Consider the following 17,429-nt stretch of genomic DNA (forward strand, 5'->3'; position numbering starts at 1 on the left):
GACGCCCTCCGCATCGCAACCAGTGGACTCCCAGGCCGGTCTCCGGGCTTGCGAAGGCGTGCCGTACACGCTGCCGGGGCGCCTTCCCATGCGTAGTCGCACAGTGGCCGATGCCGCGGTTGTCTTCGCCTACCGTTGCGGGGGCAGCGCCGGAATGCCGCCTGAGCGGGTCACCGGCTTCCCGTTTCAACCCTTGGCGGAAACACCGCAGGTCACCTGAAAGCGCGCGCAGTATACGCGGGACGACGCGCTTCGCGCCCACGGGGCGGCCCCATCCGGGCAATGCCCTGTAGAAGCGGGCCATGCCCGCGACGCTTTTGTCCGGAATGTCCCGGTGCGGAAGCAGGCCGGCTCGCGATGTTTCTGCGCCGGGTGCTGCGCGAAAGGCATCGCGCCCATGGGGCGCTCCTACAGGCGTGTCTTGCGCGTCACTCGGAAGGCTTGCTCATGTAGGAGCTGGCCATGCCCGCGATGCTTGCTGGCGTCAGTCGTCGCCGCGCGAGTCGAACAGGTTCAGCGACGGCCCGGTGTCTTCCTCGCGCTCGGTGTGCGTTGTGGTCACGGGCCCGGCGGCAGGACGGCCGCGCGGCGGTGGCAGCAGGGCGGCAGCGGCGTCGTAGGCCACCAGCAGCTCGCTGCGGCGGTCTTCGGGCAACTGCTGCCAGTGGCAGTCCAGCAGCGCGCCTTCCAGCGCGTACAGCAGGTTGAGGCTGGGGCGGAAGCCCGCGCGCTTGACCCGGATGAAGGCTTCCACCGCGCCCACCGACTCCAGGTCCTCCTGCGTGCGCAGGCCGACCTGGCGCAGCCAGGCGGCGGACTTGGGGCCGATGTTGCGCAGCTTGGTGCCTGTCATGTCAGCGAATCCACGAAGATGGCGGCGATGCGTTCCATGCCCGCCTGGTCGTCGGCATCGAAGCGCGCCAGGCGTGGGCTGTCCAGGTCGAGCACACCGACCAGTTCGTCCCCTTTCACCAGCGGTACCACCAGTTCCGAGCGGGAAGCCGAATCGCAGGCGATGTGGCCAGGAAAGGCGTCCACGTCGTCCACGCGCTGGGTCTGGCGGGTGCGTGCGGCGGCTCCGCAGACCCCCTTGTCCAACGGGATCCGCACGCAGGCTGGTAAGCCTTGGAACGGACCGACGACCAATTCCCGGCCATCGAAGAAATAGAAGCCCGCCCAGTTGAAGTCCGGCAGTGCGTGGTACAGCAGCGCGGCCAGGTTGGCGGCATTGGCGATCCGGTCCGGTTCGCCGGCCAGCAGGGCACGGGCCTGCTCGGCCAGCTGGGCGTATTGTTCCGGCTTGCTGCCGGTGAGCGTTTGCGAGGCGAATGACATGCGGCCGATTCTACTCCGCGCATCCGCGGGAGGGCCCGATATGATGAGTCACATATGCAAGGCCCGAACGGGCAACAGGGGACCATGGGCATGCGCGGCGACGAGGACGAAGCAGGGTGGCGCGGCCATGGAGTGACGCGACTGGAGGCCTTCGTCGACGCGGCCTTCGCGTTCGCGGTCACCCTGCTGGTCATCTCGGTCGAGCGCATTCCCGACAGCATGGCGGGCCTGCTGCAGGCGCTGAAGAACGTACCGGCCTTCGCTGCCAGCTTCGCGATGGTGGCGATGTTCTGGTACGCGCACGTGCGCTGGAGCCGCCGTTACCGGCTGGGTAGCGTGCCGGCCACGCTGCTCAGCCTGCTGCTGGTGTTCCTGGTGCTGGTCTACGTCTATCCGCTGCGGCTGCTGTTGGGCACCTTCTTCGGCTGGATCACCGGCGGCTGGCTGCCGATGCCGCTATCCGACGCGAACGGGCCACGGCCGCTGGCCTTCATGTTCGTCTTCTATGGCCTGGCGTTCGCGTCGATGTCCGCCTGCATCGGCGGTCTGTACGTGCTGGCCTGGCGAGCGCGTCGCCGGTTGGCGTTGGATGCCGAGGCGGCATCCAACGCCGCCGGAGAAGTCGCCTCGCACGCCTACTTCGTCCTCGTCAGCCTGGTGTCGGTGGTGATCGCGCTGCTGCTGACCGAGCAGTCGCGGTCGTGGCAGGTCGCACTGCCGGGCTGCGTGTACTTCCTACTGTCGTTCGCCGGCCTGGTGCACGTGCGTGGCCAGCGCTGGAGTGCCCAGCGCTGGCCGGAGCGCGCGGATGGATAGGCCGATGGACCGGCTGTTCGTCAGCGGCACCGATACCGGCGTCGGCAAGACCGTCGCCAGCACCGCGCTGCTGCATGCGTTCCGTGCGCGTGGCCTGCGTGCCGTCGGCATGAAGCCGGTGGCCAGTGGCTGCGTGCCGACGGCCGACGGCTGGCGCAACGACGACGCGCTCGCATTGCAGGGTGCCAGCGATCCGGTGCCGCCCTACGGCGATCTCAATCCCTACGCGCTGCCCGCGCCGCTGGCGCCGGAGATCGCCGCACGCGACGCCGGCGTGGACGTGCAGCTCGGCGTGCTGGTGTCCGCGTTCGAGCGCCTGCATCCGCGGGCCGACCTCGTCCTGGTGGAAGGCGTCGGCGGCTGGGCCGCACCGCTGACCGCCACGCTGGACCAGCGGCACCTGGTACAGGAGCTGCGCCTGCCGGTGGTGCTCGTCGTGGGCATGCGGCTGGGCTGCATCAACCATGCGCGGCTGAGCGCGCGGGCGATCCAGGACGACGGTGCGCGACTGGTGGGATGGATCGCGAACGAAGTTGATCCCGACATGGAGCGCCGGGACGAGAACTTCGCCCTGTTGTCGGTGCGCATGCCGGTGCCTTGCTGGGGCCGGCTGCCGTATGCGCCGGACACCGATGCGCGTGTGCTGGCAGCCCATCTGTCGGTGCCCTGACGCGGGTCTCACGCATAAAAAACCCGGCAGCGTGGGGGCTGCCGGGTCGGCCTGCGCGGAGGGAGGGGGAGCCGCGCAATAAACGATGTACGTCTTGTCTTGCGGGCGCGTCTTACTTGCCCTTGGCGGCCTTGGTCGCCTTGGCCACGGAGGCCTGGACGTTGTCGGTCGCGGTCTCGAACTGCGTCTTCACCAGCTGGCCGAAGGCTTCACCGGTCTTCAGGCTCAGGCCGAACACTTCCTGGCTGGCGGCGACGACGCGCTCGGCATTGTCCTTGGCGACCTGCAGGCCCTTCGGCCACAGGGTCTTGTAACCGTCGAGGTCGCGGGTTTCGGCCAGTTCGCCGAAGAAGGCGCTGGTGGCGTCGATGTTCTTCTCGAAGGTCTTCAGCTGCACGCCGAACACGGTCTCGGCGCTTTCCAGGGCCAGGCGGTTGGCGCGCGAAGCGGCGGCGGCGAACTGCTGCGTGAACTGGCTGAAGCTTTCGTTGAATTGCGTGGTCATGGCGGACTCCTGAAAGGGGATTTCCTGTCTGTTGCGACGCAGCATAGACCCGTCCATGTTGCAGTGCAATAACCGGCGTATGGAAATCCGACGAACGGTCAGGAGCCGTTAAAAATCAAACGCTTGTAGGAACTGGTATGAAACCGGTTCCATGCCTTCAGGCACCGTTGTAGCGGCTGCCGGATGTGCAGGTCTCGTGCACCACCACGGCGCTCAGCAGCGGCAGGACCGGCTTGGCCTGGTCCCAGATCCACGCCGCCAGCCGTTCGCTGGTGGGGTTCTCCAGGCCGGGGATGTCGTTGAGGTAGTGGTGATCCAAACGCTCGTAGATCGGCTTGAAGGCCGCCTTCACGTCGGCGAAGTCCATCACCCAGCCCGCCTGCGGATCGACCGGGCCGGACAGGTGCAGTTCGATGCGGAACGAATGCCCGTGCAGGCGCGCGCACTTGTGGCCTTCCGGCACGTGCGGCAGGCGGTGCGCGGCTTCGATGGTGAAGACCTTGAAGATGTCCATGCGACGGTTCCGGAAGCGGTGGAGCGCGCGGCACCGGCGAGGGTGCCGCGCGGATGGAGCGGCTTAGCGCGCGGGACGCGACTGGCCCTGGCGGGCGCCGCCGGAGCGGCCACCGTCACGACGCGGGCCGCTGCCGTGCTTCTTCGGGCCGGCATGGGCGTGGCGCGGCGCTTCGCTGTGCGGGCGGCGCGCATGCTTCTGCGGGCCGTTGCGGCGCGGAGTGCGCTCGCCGGCAGGCTGTTCGGCCTTGCCCGGCGCGCTGTTGCCCCAGCGGATCGGGGTCTGCAGCTCGAAGCCGGGCACGTCGCGGATGTCCATGTCGCGGTTCAGCAGGCGCACGATCGCGCGCAGGTACTTGGCTTCGTCCTGCGCCACCAGCGAGATCGCCTGGCCGGTCGAGCCATTGCGGCCGGTACGGCCGATGCGGTGCACGTAGTCCTCGGCCACCATGGGCAGGTCGAAGTTGATCACCTGCGGCAACTGGTCGATGTCGATGCCGCGCGCGGCGATGTCGGTGGCCACCAGCACGTTGATGCGGCCGGCCTTGAAGTCGCTGAGCGCGCGCTGGCGCGCACCCTGCGACTTGTTGCCGTGGATCGCCGCGGTCTTGATGCCGCTCTTCTCCAGGAACGTCGCCAGCTTGTCGCTGCCGTGCTTGGTGCGGGCGAACACGAGCGTCTGCAGGCGGCTGTCCTGCGCCAGCAGGTGCAGCAGCAGGTCGCGCTTGCGGCTGCCGTCGACCGGGTGCACGCGGTGGGTGATCGTTTCCGCCACCGTGTTGCGCGGGGTCACCTGGATCTGCTTCGGATCGTGCATGAACTCCAGCGCCAGCTCGCGGATCGGGTCGGCGAAGGTGGCGGAGAACAGCATGGTCTGGCGGTTCTGGCGCGGCAGCTTGGCCAGGATGCGCTTGATCGACGGCAGGAAGCCCATGTCGAGCATGCGGTCGGCCTCGTCCAGTACCAGGATCTCGATGCCCGAGAGGTCCACGCTGCGGCGTTCGAGGTGGTCGATCAGGCGTCCCGGGCAGGCGATGACCAGGTCCACGCCCCGGCGCAGCGCGTCCAGCTGGTTGCCCATGCCGACGCCGCCGTAGATGGTGGTGCTGGGGATGCGCAGGTATTTGCCGTAACCACGCAGGCTGTCGTGCACCTGCACGGCCAGCTCGCGGGTGGGAGTCAGCACCAGGGCGCGCGGCTTGCGCGGGCCGCCGCGCTGCACTTCCTGCGGCGTGGTGGCCAGGTACTGGATCAGCGGCAGGCCGAACGCGGCGGTCTTGCCGGTACCGGTCTGGGCGCCGGCCAGCAGGTCATGGCCGGCCAGGGCCAGCGGGACGGCCTGTTCCTGGATGGGAGTGGGCTGGGTGTAGCCCTGTTCGTCGAGCGCGCGCAGCAGGGCGGGCGCCAGGCCCAAGGTTTCAAACGTCATTGTCGAAGCTCCAAAGCCGGTCGGCCGGACGCACGCGCAACGCCGGCACGGAGACGTGCGGCGGCATGGAACGCGCGGAATGCGGCAAGACCGTGACTCGAAGCGTTCCCTGAAACCGCGCTGCGAGAAGGGGTGCGGACGCGCCAAAACGGCGGATCCGGGCTTGCGCAACGAAAGAAGTCGGAGCGGGGCGGGCGCGGGAATCCGCGGGGGGTTCCCTGCGCCGGCGGACCATCGGGGAAACGAACGGCCGCAGGCAAGCGGCGCGCACTGTAACCGAATCCGCGCCTGAATGGGGGAACCGGCGCTGAAAGCCGGGTCTGCGACCGATTGTCGCAGCCGCGGATTAGCGGTTTTGCGCGGCGTATGATCCATTTCGAAGACCTACGTAGCCGACCGCCATGAGCCTTCGCATCCTCCGCCAGAACGACGCTCCGGTGCGCCCGGCACCCGCCGGAGGCGTGGTGTGCCAGACCTCCGGCGGATGCAGCGGCTGCCTGGTGCGGCACTTGGCCGTCTGTGCCGCCCTGCCGGTGGCCAAGGCCCATGCGATGGAGGCGCTGGCCGACGACGCCCGGCTGAACGCGGGCGAGGCGCTGGTCCGCGAGGGCGAACCGCGCCGCGGGGTCTTTACGGTGACCAAGGGCGCACTGCGCCGGATCCGGCTGCTGCCGGACGGACGCCGGTTGGTGGCCGGCTTCCTGATGCCGGGCGACTTCATCGGCTTCTCCGGCACCTCGCATTACCGGCATACGATCGAAGCGATCACCGACAGCACGCTGTGCGAGTTCTCGATGGCCGACATGCGCAGCCTGTGCCACGACCATCCGGAACTGGAGCGCGAACTGCTGGAGCGCGCCTGCGTGGAACTGGACGCGACCCGCGGCAACCTCATGTCGCTGGCCCGGCTCAATCCGATGGAGCGGCTAGCCGGCTTTCTGGTCGACATGGCGCAGCGCCGCCGCCGGCAGGGCCAGGACGACAGCGAAGTGATCCTGCCGATGACGCGCACCGACATCGCCGACTACCTGGGCCTGACCGTCGAAACCGTCAGCCGCAGCTTCACCCGCCTGCGGCAGGAAGGCAGCATCGCCACCGAGAACCCGCACCATGTGCGGCTGCTCGACCGCACGCGGCTGGATGCGTTGTCGGAAGCGCGGGCCTGAGGATGTGGGTTTTCTGTAGGAGCGACGTCAGTCGCGACCGCAGATCATCGTTGTTCCATCTCTTCGGTCGCGACTGACGTCGTTCCTACAACGAGCCGGATGCGGCTTCCCGCGTCAGTTTTCCATCCCGCAACCGGTAGCGCGCATCCACCACGCCATCCGGCAGGGCCGCATGGCTGATGATCAGCACGCTGCGCCCTGCGCTGGCCGCCGCGAGATCGCGCATCAGCGTGTCGGCGGTGTCCTGGTCGAGACCTTCGGTCGGCTCGTCCAGCAACAGCAGCGGCGCGTTCCTCAGCAGGGCCCGTGCCAGCGCGAGGCGGCGCGACTGGCCGGTGGACAGCGTTGCGCCGTTCTCGCCCACCCATGTGTCGAGTCCGGTGTCGCGGAAGCGCTCGTCCAGCTTCACCTGCGCCAGCGCACCCCACAGCCGTGCATCGTCGGCCGCCGGATCGCCGAGCCGCAGGTTCTCGCGCACGCTGCCTGAGAACACCGGGGCGTCCTGCGGCAGCCAGGCGATGCGCGCATGCCACTGGGACGGATCCAGCATCCGCAGATCGTCGCCGGCGAACGACAGGTGTCCGGTCTGCGGTGCGTGCAATCCCAGCACGAGCGCCAGCAGCGAGGACTTGCCTTCGCCGCTGTCGCCCGTGACCAGGACGCGCTCGCCGGTCGCGATATGAAGGCTGGCGCCGTCCAGCACCCGCCGCGTCGTGTCCGGCCAAGCGAACACGACATCTTCCATATCCAGCGCGCCACGTAGTGCCGGTGATCGCGTGCCGTCGGGCACGTCGCCCATCGTGGACGGTGCATCGACCACCGCTTCCAGTCGCTGTCCGGCCACCGTGGCCGCACGCCATGCCTGCCACGCGGGTGCGATCGCCGTGCACGCCTCCAGCACGGCGATCGTCATGAAGAACAGTCCGCCCGCAGACGCGGCGCCGATACGCGCATCGTGCACGGCCGACAGCAGCACCCACAGCATGGTCGGCAAGGCGGCCGCGGTGACGAGCGCATGTGCCAGCGTCGCCAGTGCGAGTCGCTGCTTGCGCCGGTCTTCCCAGCGCGCGACCTCGCGGCTCCGCGCATCCAGGGCCGCCAGCCACGCTGTGGTGGCATCCATCGCCACGAGGTCCTGCTGGCCCTCGATGCCTTCCTGCACGGCGGCACGCAGACGCATGCGGGCCGTCGCGCGTTCGCTTTCCAGCGCCGCCACACTGCGGACGGCCAGCCACGGCGCCAGCACAGCGAGCAATGCCAGCGCCGCCAGCAGCACGAGGCCGGCGGTCGGCAATACGGCCAGCGCCACCAGCGTCCCCAGCAGGCACAGCGACAGCACCGCGAGCAACGGACCGATCGCGCGGACCAGCAGGCCGTCGACCGCGTCGATGTCCGCCACCAGCCGTGCCATCAGTTCGCCGATCCGGAAACGGCCGAGCCCCAACGGCGCCAGTGGCAGCGCGCGGGCGAAGAACCACGCGCGCAGGTCGCGCGCGATGCGCAACGTCACGTCGTGGCCGAGCAGCTTCTCGCCGTAGCGCGACAGGATGCGCGCGAACGTCAACGCGCGGATGCCGGCAGACGGACCGAAGAAGTTGAAGCCGATCGCGGCGCTGCCGGCCAGCGCCGCGGCGGTAAGGAAGTGCCCGGAGAGCCCGAGCAGTCCGGTGCCGGCCAGCAGCGTCAGCAACAGCAGGCCGATGGCGAGCGCGATGCGTGGGCGATGCCGCGCCAGCACGTCGCGCAGCGAGGTCGTGTCGTCGTCGCGATGCATGTTCACGGCGATACCCTTTCGACATGGAGGCGCCCGTCGCATACCTGCCAGGTCCCGTCCATCGCCGCCCGCATGGCCGCGCTGTGCGTGGCGACGAGCAGGCCGCGGCCATGCGCGAACCGCAGGATCGCCTGCAGCACGGCGGCTTCGGTGTCCTCATCGAGGAAGGCGGTGGGCTCGTCGAGCAGCAGCAGGTCCGGGTCGCGCAGGAACACGCGCGCCAGCGCCACCCGCCGCGCCTCACCACCGGACAGGCCGAAGCCGCGCTCGCCGATCACCGTGTCCAGTCCCTCCGGCAGTCGTGCCGCGAAACGCATGACCTGCGCCGCCTCGGCGGCCTGGTCCAGTTCCGCATCGCTGGCCTCGGGCCTGGCCATGCGCAGGTTGTCGCGCAACGTGCCGGCGAACAGGAACGGGCGCTGCGGCGCATAGCCGACACGTAGGCCGGGCGCGCGCTGCAGCTTGCCCTCGCGGACGGGCAGCCAACCCGCCAGCGCCTCCAGCAGCGTGCTCTTGCCTTCGCCACTGCCGCCGACCAGCGCGACCTGCTGGCCGCGCTGCAGCTGCAGCGTGATGTCGCGCAGCACATCGCGCGCGGCAGCGGGATGGCGCAGCGCGACCCCCTGCGCGCTGACGAGCGAGGTCTCCGATGCATTCGTTTCGTCGCCGATCGCCGACGCAGGCGTGTCGACGTCGATCACGACCGCGATCTCGTCCATCGCCGCCATCGCCGCCGCGCGGTCGTGGTAATGCGTGGCGAGCCGTCGCAACGGCGCGTAGAACTCCGGCGCCAGCAGCAGGCAGAACACGCCCACGCCCAGCGTCAGCGGCTCCGCGCGAAGGTCGAGCATGCCCAGGTAGCTCAGGCCCAGGTACAGCGCGATCATCGCCACGCTGAGGGAGGCGAAGAACTCCAGCACCGCCGAGGACAGGAAGGCGATGCGGAGCACGCGCAGGCTGCGCACGCGCAGTTCCTCGGCGGCGGCGCGGATGCCGGACAGTTCCGACGTACCGCGTCCGTACAGCCGGATCAACCCAAGACCGCGCAGCCGGTCCGCGAAGTGCCCGCCCATCCGGGTCAGTGCCTGCAGCTGCCGCTGGCTGGCTGCCTGGGCGCCCCAGCCGACCAGCATCATGAAGACAGGTGCCAGTGGCATCGTCAGCAGCAGCACCAGGCCGACGGTGCGGTCGACGAAGAACACGGCGAGCAGGATCGCCAGCGGCACGCCCACCACTTCCGCCCGCAAGGGAACGAAGCCGGCGAAGTAGCCTTCCAGTGCGTCCACATGCGCGCCCATGCGTTCGGTTAGGGCACCGCTCTGCTGCGAACGCACCCAGACAGGGCCGCGTGCGACCAGGCCGCGCGCGATGCGCGCGCGCAGGTCGATGCGGATGTCTTCGACGGCTCGGTCCGCGAACCGCCGGCTGGTCCAGTCCAGTCCGGCGCGCAGCAGCAGCGTCGCCAGCAGGGCGGCGAGCAGCGGCAGCAAGGTCGAAGGCGCGTCGCGGTCGACAAGCGCGCGCTGCAGGCACAGCGCGATCAGCGCGGCCTGCGGGAGGACCAGCACGCCGGCGATCACGCCGCAGGCCGAGGCGGCACGCAGCGGCGTGCGTGCGACATCGCCCAGCGCATGCAGGCGCGCCGTCGCCGTGGCCGTCTTCTCCGTCGGGGCGCCCTCCGCCTCGCCGCTCACGTCGGCAAGGGCCGGCAGCCGAGCGCGGCGAGCACGCCATGCAATGCCGGTTGCTGCATCAGCCACGGCGAGGCAATGGTCAGCACACCGGCGGCGAGCACGAAGCCGGCCGCGGCGCGACGCACCGACGTGCGCTGCCAGTGGCGACCGAGACGCGCGCCGGACCAGGTCAGCGTCACCATCATCGGCAGCGTGCCCAGACCGAACATCGCCATCGTCAGTGCGGCGTCGCGCACGTTGGCCTGCAGCCAGGCCACCGTCAGCAGGCTGAGGCTCAGGCCGCAGGGCAGCCAGCCCCACAGCGCGCCCGCCGCCAATCGGCGCGGCAGCGTGTCGGCCGGCAGCACGCGCGCATGCAGCGGACGCAGCGCCTGCCACACCTTCGCGCCGGGCCGTGCGAGGACATCGAGCCGGCCACGCTGGTCGAGCAGGCGCAGCGCCAGCACCACCAGCGCCAGTCCCACGCCGACGCGCATGGCGAGCACGGCGGTCTCGTGCCGGGCCAGCGACAGCAGGCCGCCACCGAACGCACCGACCAGCGCACCTGCCAGCGTGTAGCCGGCGACGCGCCCGAGATTGAGCTGCAGCGCGCTGCCCCAGCCCTGGCGGGACGACGCCGCGGAGAAGCCGGTGGCGATGCCGCCGCACATCACCGCGCAGTGCGTGCTGCCCACCAGGCCCGCCAGCAGCGCGGCGAGCAGCACGGGAACGTCAGGCGCCATCGTCGCCTTCGCGCACGGGCGGCGCGGCCGGCGCACGCGGCTTCGCGGGCGCGTCGTCGAGGATGTCCAGCGCCGGCGTGTCGAGATCATCGAACTGGCCCTTGCGCACCGCCCACGCGAACGCGGCGATGGCCAGTCCCAGCAGGACCAGGCTGATCGGCAACAGCATCAGCAGGATGTTCATGCCGCCATCTCCGTCGAGGTGCGCGCCAGCCGCAGCGCGTTGAGGGTCACCAGCAGCGAGGATACCGCCATGCCCAGTGCCGCGATCCAGGGCGTGACCATGCCGGCGGCGGCCAACGGCACGGCGAGCAGGTTGTAGCCGGCGGACCAGGCCAGGTTCTGTTTCACCAGCCGGCGCGACAGCCGTGCCACGCGCACGGCATCGGCGATGCGCAGCAGCGACGGTCCGGTGGCCACGAGGTCCGCCGCCTGCTGTGCCAGCGGCGCGCCTTCGCCCATCGCGATGGAGACATCGGCGCCGGCGAGCACCGGCGCGTCGTTCAGGCCGTCGCCGACCATCGCGACGATGCGGCCTTCGGACTGCAGCTGCCGCACACGCGCCAGTTTGTCTTCCGGCGACTGTCGGGCGAGCGTCGAATCGATGCCGAGCGCCTGCGCCAGCCGCCGTACCGCCGTGGTGCCGTCGCCGCTGGCAAGATGGATGCGCATGCCCTGCGCGCGCAGCGCCGCAATGGCCGCCGCGGCATCGGCGCGCGGCTTCTCGTCCAGGGTGAAACGGGCCACGCCGCGTTCGCCATCACCCAGCCACAGCGCGCCGTCGTCGTCGCGGCCCGCGGCCCAGTCGGCGCGGCCGAAGCGCCAGTGGCAGCCGTCGACATCGCCTTCGACGCCCAGGCCGGCGCGGGCGACGACGGATGTGGCGGCATCACGCGCGTCGACATCCGCGAAAGCGGTAGCGATCGGATGGCCGCTGTCCTTCTCCAGCGCCGCGACCACGCGCGTGGCCGCGTCCGCACGGAGTGTATCGAGCACGTCCACCGCAACTCGGGCGGGACGACCGTCGCTGAGCGTGCCGGTCTTGTCGAAGACCACGTCGGTCGCGCGCGCCAGCGTGTCCAGTGCTTCCGGCCGCGTCGCCAGCACGCCGCAGCGCGCCAGCGCGCCGTGCGCGGCGGCCAGCACCGCCGGCACCGACAGCGAGAGCGCGCATGGGCAGCTGACCACCAGCAGGGCGAGCGTCACCTCGAAGGCGCGTTCGGGCTGGTACATCCGCCAGCCGACGTAAACGCACACCGCGAGCAGCAGCAGCGAGATGACGAAATGGCGGCCGACGCGGTCGGCGAGCCGTGCCAGCGGCGGGCGATGGCCCTGCGCGCGATCCACCAGTTCGGCCAGCTGCGACAGGCGCGTCGCGGTACCGGTGGCCGTGACGCGCAGGCGTGCCGGCCGCTCGCGGCAGGTGGTGCCGGCGTAGACGGTCTCGCCGGCGCGACGGCGTACCGGACGCGACTCGCCGGTCAGCAACGCTTCCTCGAAATCCGCTGCGCCATCCAGCAGTACGCCGTCGGCGGGCACGCCTTCGCCGGCCGGCACGCAGACCACGTCGTCCCTCCGCAGCGCGGACGGCGGCACCGATTCGCGCGTGCCGTCGTCGCGCTCGCGGATCGCGAGCACCGGCCGCGCCCGCGCCAGCGCGTCCACCTGCGCGGTGGCCACGTTGCGCGCGCGCTGCTCCAGCATGCGCGCGGCCAGCAGCAGGAACACGAACATCACCGCCGCGTCGTACCACACGTGCGTGCCGCCGCAGATCGTCTCGACCAGGCTGGCGAAATACGCCAGCAGCGTGGAACTGGCGATCAGCGTGTCCATGCCGACGTGGCGCGCGCGCAGTTCGCGCGCCATGCCGGCCAGGAACGGCCAGCCGCTGTAGAACACCACCGGCGTGCTGACCAGGAACGTCAGCCAGCGGAACAGGTCGCGGGTCGGCAACGGCATCGTCGCGTTGACGTCGAGGTACAACGCTTCGGCCAGCATCATCGCCTGCAGCGATCCGAGGCCGGCCACGCCCAGCCGCAGCAGCCAGCGCCGGCGTTCGGACAGGCGGGCCTGCTCGCGTGCGTCGCCGGTGGCGAGATAGGGCCGGTAGCCGAGCATCGCCAGGCGCTGCAGCAGCGCGGAGAGTTTCGTGTGCGCCGGATCCCAGGCGATGCGGATGCGGCCGGTGACGGCGTTGGCGGTGGTGTCGAGCACGCCGGCTTCACGGGCGAGCGCACGGTCGATCAGCCAGGCGCAGGCGGCGCAGCGCATGCCGTCGGTGAGCAGCACGATCTCGCGGCCGCCCTCGACGGCGCGGCTGTGCTCGTCCAGCAGTTCGGTGCGGTCCCAGCTTTCGAGGTCCAGCCGGTCCGCCTGCACGCGGTTGGCGTTCGCGCTGCGCAGGCGGTAGTAGCTGCCCAGGTCCGCGTCCTCGATCCACGCCGCGGCGGCGGCGCAGCCCTCGCAGCAGAAGACAGGGTCGCCCGCCGTGACCGGGCGCCCGCTGGCGACCGGTTCGCCGCAGTGATGGCAGGGCACCACGGGCGCGTCCATCGCGTGACTCAGCCGCCCCCAAGGGAGGGCGCCAGGCGCGAGGCCTGCGTATCTTTCTGCAGGCGGCCGCGGATGCGCCAGTGGTGGTTGTCGGGGGTGAGCTGCAGGTTCCAGTCGTGGCGCGTGTCGATCTCGGCGGGCGCGCTCCAGCCCGTGGTCGTGCGCGCCAGCGGCAGGCGCAGGTCCTGCGCGGCTTCGGTGGGGTGCGTCAGCACCAGGACGAGCGCGGTCTCGCGATCGAACTCGCCGGTCACCGCAGTCAGTTCCACGTGGTCGGGACGGACCTGCACGATGGCGCTGAGCTGGCGCTGCGCGGCGCGTTCGTCCGGTCCCAGGTCGGTGGTCTGGATCTGCGACACGCGCTGCACGTCGTCGATGACGGGATCGGCGCCGCCGGCACGCACGGCGGTCACCACCAGCCAGACGCCGGCGACGACCGAGGCCAGCGGCAGGCCCCATACCAGCCACACCATCGGCTCCTTCCAGAACGGGCGGGTGTTGGCGGCGGGAGCATCGCCGGCGAGAGCAGCGGGTTTCATGGTCATTGGATGGGTCCGAAGTAACTGCTGTCCACGGTCTTCTCGGTCCCGGTGTCGACGTCGCGGACGGTGAACGTCACGGCATGGCGGCCGCGCAGGGTGGCGGGAGCGGTGGCGGTGACGGCCAGCGACAGGACTTCCTCGGGTTCGGCGCGCGCCGTCAGCTCGCCGTCGCGCAGGCGGATGCCGGGCGATGCAGAGGCCAGCGTCACCGCATAACGGTGCGGCTGCTGGTCCTTGTTGACCAGTTTGAGCGTGTAGCTGTTTTCGACCTGCCCGCCCGCGACCTCGCGGTACAGCGCATTGCGGTCGCGCAGGACCTCGGCGATCAGCACGTCGCGGTGGAACACGCCCCAGCCCCACGCCGCCACCAGCGCCAGCAGGAGGGCGCCGTAGACGACGATGCGCGGCCGCAGCACCTTCGACGGCTTGCCGTCGATGGCGTTCTGGGTGGTATAGCGGATCAATCCTTTCGGATACCCCATCTTGTCCATCACGTCGTCGCAGGCGTCGATGCAGGCGCCGCAAGCGATGCATTCGTACTGCAGGCCGTTGCGGATGTCGATGCCGGTGGGACAGACCTGTACGCAGATCGTGCAGTCGATGCAGTCGCCCAACTGTTCCGGCACGAACTTCGGCAGCGGTTCGACCACCACGCCGGCCCCGGCGAAGGTGATGGTGCCGTGCGCGCCGAGGCGCTGGTCGGCGGCGCTGGGATGCGCGTTCGCGCGCATCACGTAGTCGTAGGCGGTGGCCTGGTCGAGCAGGCCGCGCACGCGTTCCAGCACGCTGCCGAGGCCGCGCTTGCGCGGGCCGCGCGGTTCCCCGCGCATCGGGTCGTAGGCGATGATCAGCGTGTTGCGGTCGAACATCGCGCTCTGGAAGCGTGCGTAGGGGCACATGTACTTGCAGACCTGCTCGCGCAGGACGCCGGCGAAACCCCACGTGGCCAGCGCGTAGAAGAACACCCAGAACGTCTCCCAGCCGCCCCAGGCGAACGGCCACAGGCGCGCCCCCAGGTCGGTGATGGGCGTGAAGAATCCGACGAAGGTGAAGCCCGTCCACAGCGCGAACACGGCCCACAGCACGTGCTTGCCGCCCTTGCGCAGCAGCTTGTTGGCGCTCCATGGCGCCGCATCCAGCTTCATGCGCGCGCTGCGGTCGCCTTCGGTCCAGCGCTCCATCCACAGGAACACTTCCGTCCACACCGTCTGCGGGCACGCATAGCCGCACCACAGGCGGCCGGCCAGCGCGGTGAAGAAGAACAGCGCCATCGCCGCGATGATCAGCAGCATGGCGAGGAACAGGAAATCCTGGGGCCAGAACACCAGGCCGAACACGTAGAACTTGCGCGCCGGCAGGTCGAACAGCACGGCCTGGCGGTCGTCCCATTGCAGCCACGGAAACAGGTAGTACATGCCCAGCAGCCACCACACCGCGGCCACGCGCAGGCGGTTGAGCCGGCCCGCCACGTCGCGCGGATACACCTTGCGTTCGCTCACGTAGAACGAATTGCCCTGCGCGTCCACCACATCCAGCGGGATGCGGCGCTTGCTGTCGGGAGCGGGGGAGGGCGGGGCTGGCGTGGACATGGCGGTGTCTGTCTTGGCTGGCGTCATGCTCGCGCCGCAGGCGCACAGCGGGGAGCGACGGTTTGTCGCAGGTCGCGCCATCGCCGCGCGCAGGCGGCCTGCCTGGCGCGCGCAGGCGCGCTCAGTCCGGCGGCAGCGCGCGGTTGAAACGGCTGGCGGGGCGAAGCAGGATCCAGGTGAACAGGCTGCTGGACGCGGTCGCCAGCCAGAACATGAAGAAACCCAGCGTGTAGCCGAGTTCGCGGCTGATCGCCAGGTCGGGGAAGGTCATGTCGCGCAGCGTCAGGGGATCGACGAAGGCGAAGAACACCATCGTCGCCACGCCGGCGGCGAAGAAACTGGGCCAGAGCACGGCCCCGACGCGCTGTGCGAGCGGCCGGGGCGGGTGGTCGAGGCGGGGCTCGGTGAAATCGGTCATTTCGCGCCGGCGGTCGCCTGACCCTCCTTGTGCGACAGCGACCAGACGTACGAGGCCACGAGGCGCGCACGCGTCTCGCCCAGCAGTTCGCGGTGGGCAGGCATCACACCATGACGTCCCCTGGTGATCGTCGTGCGCATGCTTTCCTTGCTGTTGCCGTACAGCCAGTAGTCGTCGGTCAGGTCGGGGGCGCCCAGTTCCTGGTTGCCCTTGCCGTCCACGCCGTGGCAGGCCACGCAGAGGCCATCGTACAGCGGCTTGCCCTGGGCGGCCATGAAGTTGTTGCTCATGCCCTTCTGCGGGTCGCCCAACACGTTGACGTAGGCGACGACGTAGTCGACCGCGTTCTCGCCGCCCATGTTGGTCAGCGCGGTGCCCCATTCGGGCATCACGCCTTCGCGGCCGTCCAGCACCGTCTGCAGCACGAGGTCCGGCGTGCCGCCCCAATGCCAGATGCCGTCGGTCAGGTTGGGGTAGCCGGTCGCGCCCTGGCCCGACGAGCCATGACAGGTGGCGCAGGTGTTGTTGAAGATCGAGCGGCCCAGCGCCAGCGCCTTCGGATCCTTTGCCAGCTGGTCGATCGACTGGTTGGCGAACGGTGCGAACGTGGCTTCCAGTTTCTTGTCCTGCACCGCCTTCATGTCGTCGTGCTCGCCGGTGGACGACCACTTCGCATAGCCGGGCACCACGCCGAGGCCGCCGTACCAGGCGATGTAGCCGATGCTGAAGACGATGGTGATGTAGAAGAGGTTGATCCACCACCTCGGCAGCGGCTTGTTGTACTCGGTGAGGTCGCCATCCCACACGTGCGAGGTGTCTTCCGGTGCCGGGTCGCCCGGGCGGCGGCGGCCGGTCCACCACAGCAGCCACACGCAACCCAGGATGTTCAGTACGACCAGCGCGACGATGAATCCGATCCAGCCTGCGCTCATGGGTTGTTCTCCCCTTCCTCACCCAGCGGCATGCGCGCCGCATTGTCGAAATCCGCCTTGCGGCGCGGGCTCCACGCCCACGCCCAGCCGGCGATGAAGAGCACGATCAGTGCCCCGGTCACGATCCCCGATACCATGGCTCAGCCTCCCCTCGGCGCGGCCTTGCCCAGCCCTTGCAGGTAGGCGACCACGGCGTCCAGTTCTGTGCGGCCTTCAACATCGGAGGCGGCGTTGTCGATCTCTTCGTCCGTGTACGGGTCGCCGAGGCGCTGCAGCGTCTTCATGCGCTGGGCCACGTCGGCGCCGTCGACCTTGGCGTTTTCCAGCCAGGGGAAGGACGGCATGTTGGACTCCGGTACCACGTCGCGCGGATTCAGCAGGTGCACGCGGTGCCAGTCGTCGGAATAGCGCCCGCCGACGCGGGCCAGGTCCGGTCCAGTACGCTTGCTGCCCCACTGGAACGGGCGGTCGTAGACCGACTCGCCGGCCAGCGAGTAGTGGCCGTAGCGCTCGGACTCGAAGCGCAGGGTGCGGACCATCTGCGAATGGCAGTTGTAGCAGCCCTCGCGGATGTAGATGTCGCGGCCGGCGAGCTGCAGCGCGGGGTAGGGCTTGACGCCTTCCAGCGGTTTGATTGCCTCGGCCTGGAACATCAGCGGGACGATCTCGGCCAGGCCGCCGAACGACACCGCCACCGCGATCAGCACGGCCATCAGGCCGACGTTCTTCTCGATTTTCTCGTGTGAATTTCCGTTGCTCATGTCGTCGGCT

The 17,429-nt window shown here is 69.9% G+C and carries 19 protein-coding genes and 1 riboswitch; of the genes, 3 read left to right on the forward strand and 16 right to left on the reverse strand.

What is annotated here, in order from left to right; genetic code table 11:
• Window positions 1-16: 16 nt before the first annotated feature.
• Window positions 17-235, reverse strand: a riboswitch (cobalamin riboswitch).
• A 249-nt stretch (window positions 236-484) separates the two neighbouring features.
• Together AC04MD_RS06280 and AC04MD_RS06285 are read right to left on the reverse strand one after the other, a co-directional pair.
• Complete coding sequence (locus AC04MD_RS06280; protein ID WP_142126073.1) at window positions 485-853, reverse strand: TfoX/Sxy family protein; 369 nt, start codon at window positions 851-853, stop codon at window positions 485-487.
• Window positions 850-1,335 carry a GAF domain-containing protein gene (locus AC04MD_RS06285; protein ID WP_475496443.1) on the reverse strand — a complete coding sequence of 162 codons (486 nt, stop codon included), beginning with the start codon at window positions 1,333-1,335 and terminating at the stop codon, window positions 850-852. Before AC04MD_RS06285 ends, AC04MD_RS06280 begins: the two co-directional genes overlap by 4 nt.
• Before the next feature lie 54 nt (window positions 1,336-1,389).
• Between AC04MD_RS06285 and AC04MD_RS06290 the strand changes: the two genes are divergently transcribed.
• Both AC04MD_RS06290 and bioD read left to right on the forward strand, forming a co-directional pair.
• A complete protein-coding gene (locus tag AC04MD_RS06290) occupies window positions 1,390-2,151 on the forward strand; it encodes a TMEM175 family protein (protein WP_475496444.1) in 762 nt (253 codons plus the stop codon).
• 4 nt (window positions 2,152-2,155) lie between these two features.
• Window positions 2,156-2,821 (forward strand): dethiobiotin synthase, encoded by a 666-nt coding sequence (gene bioD / locus AC04MD_RS06295; protein ID WP_475496445.1) that lies wholly within the window; start codon window positions 2,156-2,158, stop codon window positions 2,819-2,821.
• A 112-nt stretch (window positions 2,822-2,933) separates the two neighbouring features.
• Here bioD and AC04MD_RS06300 read toward each other — a convergent pair whose 3' ends face one another.
• From AC04MD_RS06300 to AC04MD_RS06310, 3 genes are all read right to left on the reverse strand, one after another.
• Window positions 2,934-3,326, reverse strand: a complete 393-nt coding sequence (locus AC04MD_RS06300) for a phasin family protein (protein ID WP_475496446.1) — start codon at window positions 3,324-3,326, stop codon at window positions 2,934-2,936.
• Window positions 3,327-3,483: 157 nt separating this feature from the next.
• Window positions 3,484-3,840, reverse strand: coding sequence for a 6-carboxytetrahydropterin synthase QueD (gene queD / locus AC04MD_RS06305; protein WP_475496447.1), 357 nt, complete (start codon window positions 3,838-3,840; stop codon window positions 3,484-3,486).
• A 63-nt stretch (window positions 3,841-3,903) separates the two neighbouring features.
• Window positions 3,904-5,268: a DEAD/DEAH box helicase gene (locus AC04MD_RS06310; RefSeq protein WP_475496448.1), complete on the reverse strand. Its 1,365-nt coding sequence runs from the start codon at window positions 5,266-5,268 to the stop codon at window positions 3,904-3,906.
• A gap of 401 nt (window positions 5,269-5,669) precedes the next feature.
• Here AC04MD_RS06310 and AC04MD_RS06315 point away from each other — a divergent pair, with 401 nt between their 5' ends.
• A complete protein-coding gene (locus tag AC04MD_RS06315; RefSeq protein ID WP_475496449.1) occupies window positions 5,670-6,434 on the forward strand; it encodes a Crp/Fnr family transcriptional regulator in 765 nt (254 codons plus the stop codon).
• Between the two features lie 85 nt (window positions 6,435-6,519).
• On the opposite strand, the gene cydC is transcribed toward AC04MD_RS06315, so the two are convergent.
• From cydC to ccoO, 11 genes are all read right to left on the reverse strand, one after another.
• Window positions 6,520-8,208: a thiol reductant ABC exporter subunit CydC gene (gene cydC / locus AC04MD_RS06320; protein ID WP_475496964.1), complete on the reverse strand. Its 1,689-nt coding sequence runs from the start codon at window positions 8,206-8,208 to the stop codon at window positions 6,520-6,522.
• 2 nt (window positions 8,209-8,210) lie between these two features.
• Window positions 8,211-9,902: a thiol reductant ABC exporter subunit CydD gene (gene cydD / locus AC04MD_RS06325; RefSeq protein WP_475496450.1), complete on the reverse strand. Its 1,692-nt coding sequence runs from the start codon at window positions 9,900-9,902 to the stop codon at window positions 8,211-8,213.
• On the reverse strand, window positions 9,899-10,624 hold the full coding sequence (locus AC04MD_RS06330; protein ID WP_475496451.1) for a sulfite exporter TauE/SafE family protein: 726 nt from the start codon (window positions 10,622-10,624) through the stop codon (window positions 9,899-9,901). The genes cydD and AC04MD_RS06330 overlap by 4 nt, the downstream gene beginning before the upstream one ends.
• Window positions 10,614-10,808 carry a cbb3-type cytochrome oxidase assembly protein CcoS gene (gene ccoS / locus AC04MD_RS06335; protein WP_062351317.1) on the reverse strand — a complete coding sequence of 65 codons (195 nt, stop codon included), beginning with the start codon at window positions 10,806-10,808 and terminating at the stop codon, window positions 10,614-10,616. The genes AC04MD_RS06330 and ccoS overlap by 11 nt, the downstream gene beginning before the upstream one ends.
• A complete protein-coding gene (locus AC04MD_RS06340) occupies window positions 10,805-13,177 on the reverse strand; it encodes a heavy metal translocating P-type ATPase (RefSeq protein ID WP_475496452.1) in 2,373 nt (790 codons plus the stop codon). The genes ccoS and AC04MD_RS06340 overlap by 4 nt, the downstream gene beginning before the upstream one ends.
• An 8-nt stretch (window positions 13,178-13,185) precedes the next feature.
• Entirely contained in the window at window positions 13,186-13,722 is a 537-nt protein-coding gene (locus tag AC04MD_RS06345) for a FixH family protein (protein WP_475496453.1), read from the reverse strand.
• Window positions 13,719-15,308 carry a 4Fe-4S dicluster domain-containing protein gene (locus tag AC04MD_RS06350; protein ID WP_475496454.1) on the reverse strand — a complete coding sequence of 530 codons (1,590 nt, stop codon included), beginning with the start codon at window positions 15,306-15,308 and terminating at the stop codon, window positions 13,719-13,721. Before AC04MD_RS06350 ends, AC04MD_RS06345 begins: the two co-directional genes overlap by 4 nt.
• Before the next feature lie 121 nt (window positions 15,309-15,429).
• A complete protein-coding gene (locus tag AC04MD_RS06355) occupies window positions 15,430-15,726 on the reverse strand; it encodes a hypothetical protein (protein ID WP_475496455.1) in 297 nt (98 codons plus the stop codon).
• Window positions 15,723-16,658, reverse strand: coding sequence for a cytochrome-c oxidase, cbb3-type subunit III (ccoP, locus tag AC04MD_RS06360; protein ID WP_475496456.1), 936 nt, complete (start codon window positions 16,656-16,658; stop codon window positions 15,723-15,725). Before ccoP ends, AC04MD_RS06355 begins: the two co-directional genes overlap by 4 nt.
• A complete protein-coding gene (locus AC04MD_RS06365) occupies window positions 16,655-16,795 on the reverse strand; it encodes a cbb3-type cytochrome oxidase subunit 3 (RefSeq protein ID WP_213605011.1) in 141 nt (46 codons plus the stop codon). Before AC04MD_RS06365 ends, ccoP begins: the two co-directional genes overlap by 4 nt.
• Before the next feature lie 3 nt (window positions 16,796-16,798).
• Entirely contained in the window at window positions 16,799-17,419 is a 621-nt protein-coding gene (gene ccoO / locus AC04MD_RS06370; protein ID WP_475496457.1) for a cytochrome-c oxidase, cbb3-type subunit II, read from the reverse strand.
• Window positions 17,420-17,429 lie beyond the last annotated feature (10 nt).

This window comes from Pseudoxanthomonas sp. LjRoot206 (assembly GCF_056175725.1).

Coding starts and splice junctions, on each gene's coding strand:
- AC04MD_RS06280 (WP_142126073.1), bottom strand. CDS start 853: ATGACAGGCACCAAGCTGCGCAACATCGGCCCCAAGTCCGCCGCCTGG.
- AC04MD_RS06285 (WP_475496443.1), bottom strand. CDS start 1,335: ATGTCATTCGCCTCGCAAACGCTCACCGGCAGCAAGCCGGAACAATAC.
- AC04MD_RS06290 (WP_475496444.1), top strand. CDS start 1,390: ATGCAAGGCCCGAACGGGCAACAGGGGACCATGGGCATGCGCGGCGAC.
- bioD (WP_475496445.1), top strand. CDS start 2,156: ATGGACCGGCTGTTCGTCAGCGGCACCGATACCGGCGTCGGCAAGACC.
- AC04MD_RS06300 (WP_475496446.1), bottom strand. CDS start 3,326: ATGACCACGCAATTCAACGAAAGCTTCAGCCAGTTCACGCAGCAGTTC.
- queD (WP_475496447.1), bottom strand. CDS start 3,840: ATGGACATCTTCAAGGTCTTCACCATCGAAGCCGCGCACCGCCTGCCG.
- AC04MD_RS06310 (WP_475496448.1), bottom strand. CDS start 5,268: ATGACGTTTGAAACCTTGGGCCTGGCGCCCGCCCTGCTGCGCGCGCTC.
- AC04MD_RS06315 (WP_475496449.1), top strand. CDS start 5,670: ATGAGCCTTCGCATCCTCCGCCAGAACGACGCTCCGGTGCGCCCGGCA.
- cydC (WP_475496964.1), bottom strand. CDS start 8,208: ATGCATCGCGACGACGACACGACCTCGCTGCGCGACGTGCTGGCGCGG.
- AC04MD_RS06330 (WP_475496451.1), bottom strand. CDS start 10,624: ATGGCGCCTGACGTTCCCGTGCTGCTCGCCGCGCTGCTGGCGGGCCTG.
- ccoS (WP_062351317.1), bottom strand. CDS start 10,808: ATGAACATCCTGCTGATGCTGTTGCCGATCAGCCTGGTCCTGCTGGGA.
- AC04MD_RS06340 (WP_475496452.1), bottom strand. CDS start 13,177: ATGGACGCGCCCGTGGTGCCCTGCCATCACTGCGGCGAACCGGTCGCC.
- AC04MD_RS06345 (WP_475496453.1), bottom strand. CDS start 13,722: ATGACCATGAAACCCGCTGCTCTCGCCGGCGATGCTCCCGCCGCCAAC.
- AC04MD_RS06350 (WP_475496454.1), bottom strand. CDS start 15,308: ATGTCCACGCCAGCCCCGCCCTCCCCCGCTCCCGACAGCAAGCGCCGC.
- AC04MD_RS06355 (WP_475496455.1), bottom strand. CDS start 15,726: ATGACCGATTTCACCGAGCCCCGCCTCGACCACCCGCCCCGGCCGCTC.
- ccoP (WP_475496456.1), bottom strand. CDS start 16,658: ATGAGCGCAGGCTGGATCGGATTCATCGTCGCGCTGGTCGTACTGAAC.
- AC04MD_RS06365 (WP_213605011.1), bottom strand. CDS start 16,795: ATGGTATCGGGGATCGTGACCGGGGCACTGATCGTGCTCTTCATCGCC.
- ccoO (WP_475496457.1), bottom strand. CDS start 17,419: ATGAGCAACGGAAATTCACACGAGAAAATCGAGAAGAACGTCGGCCTG.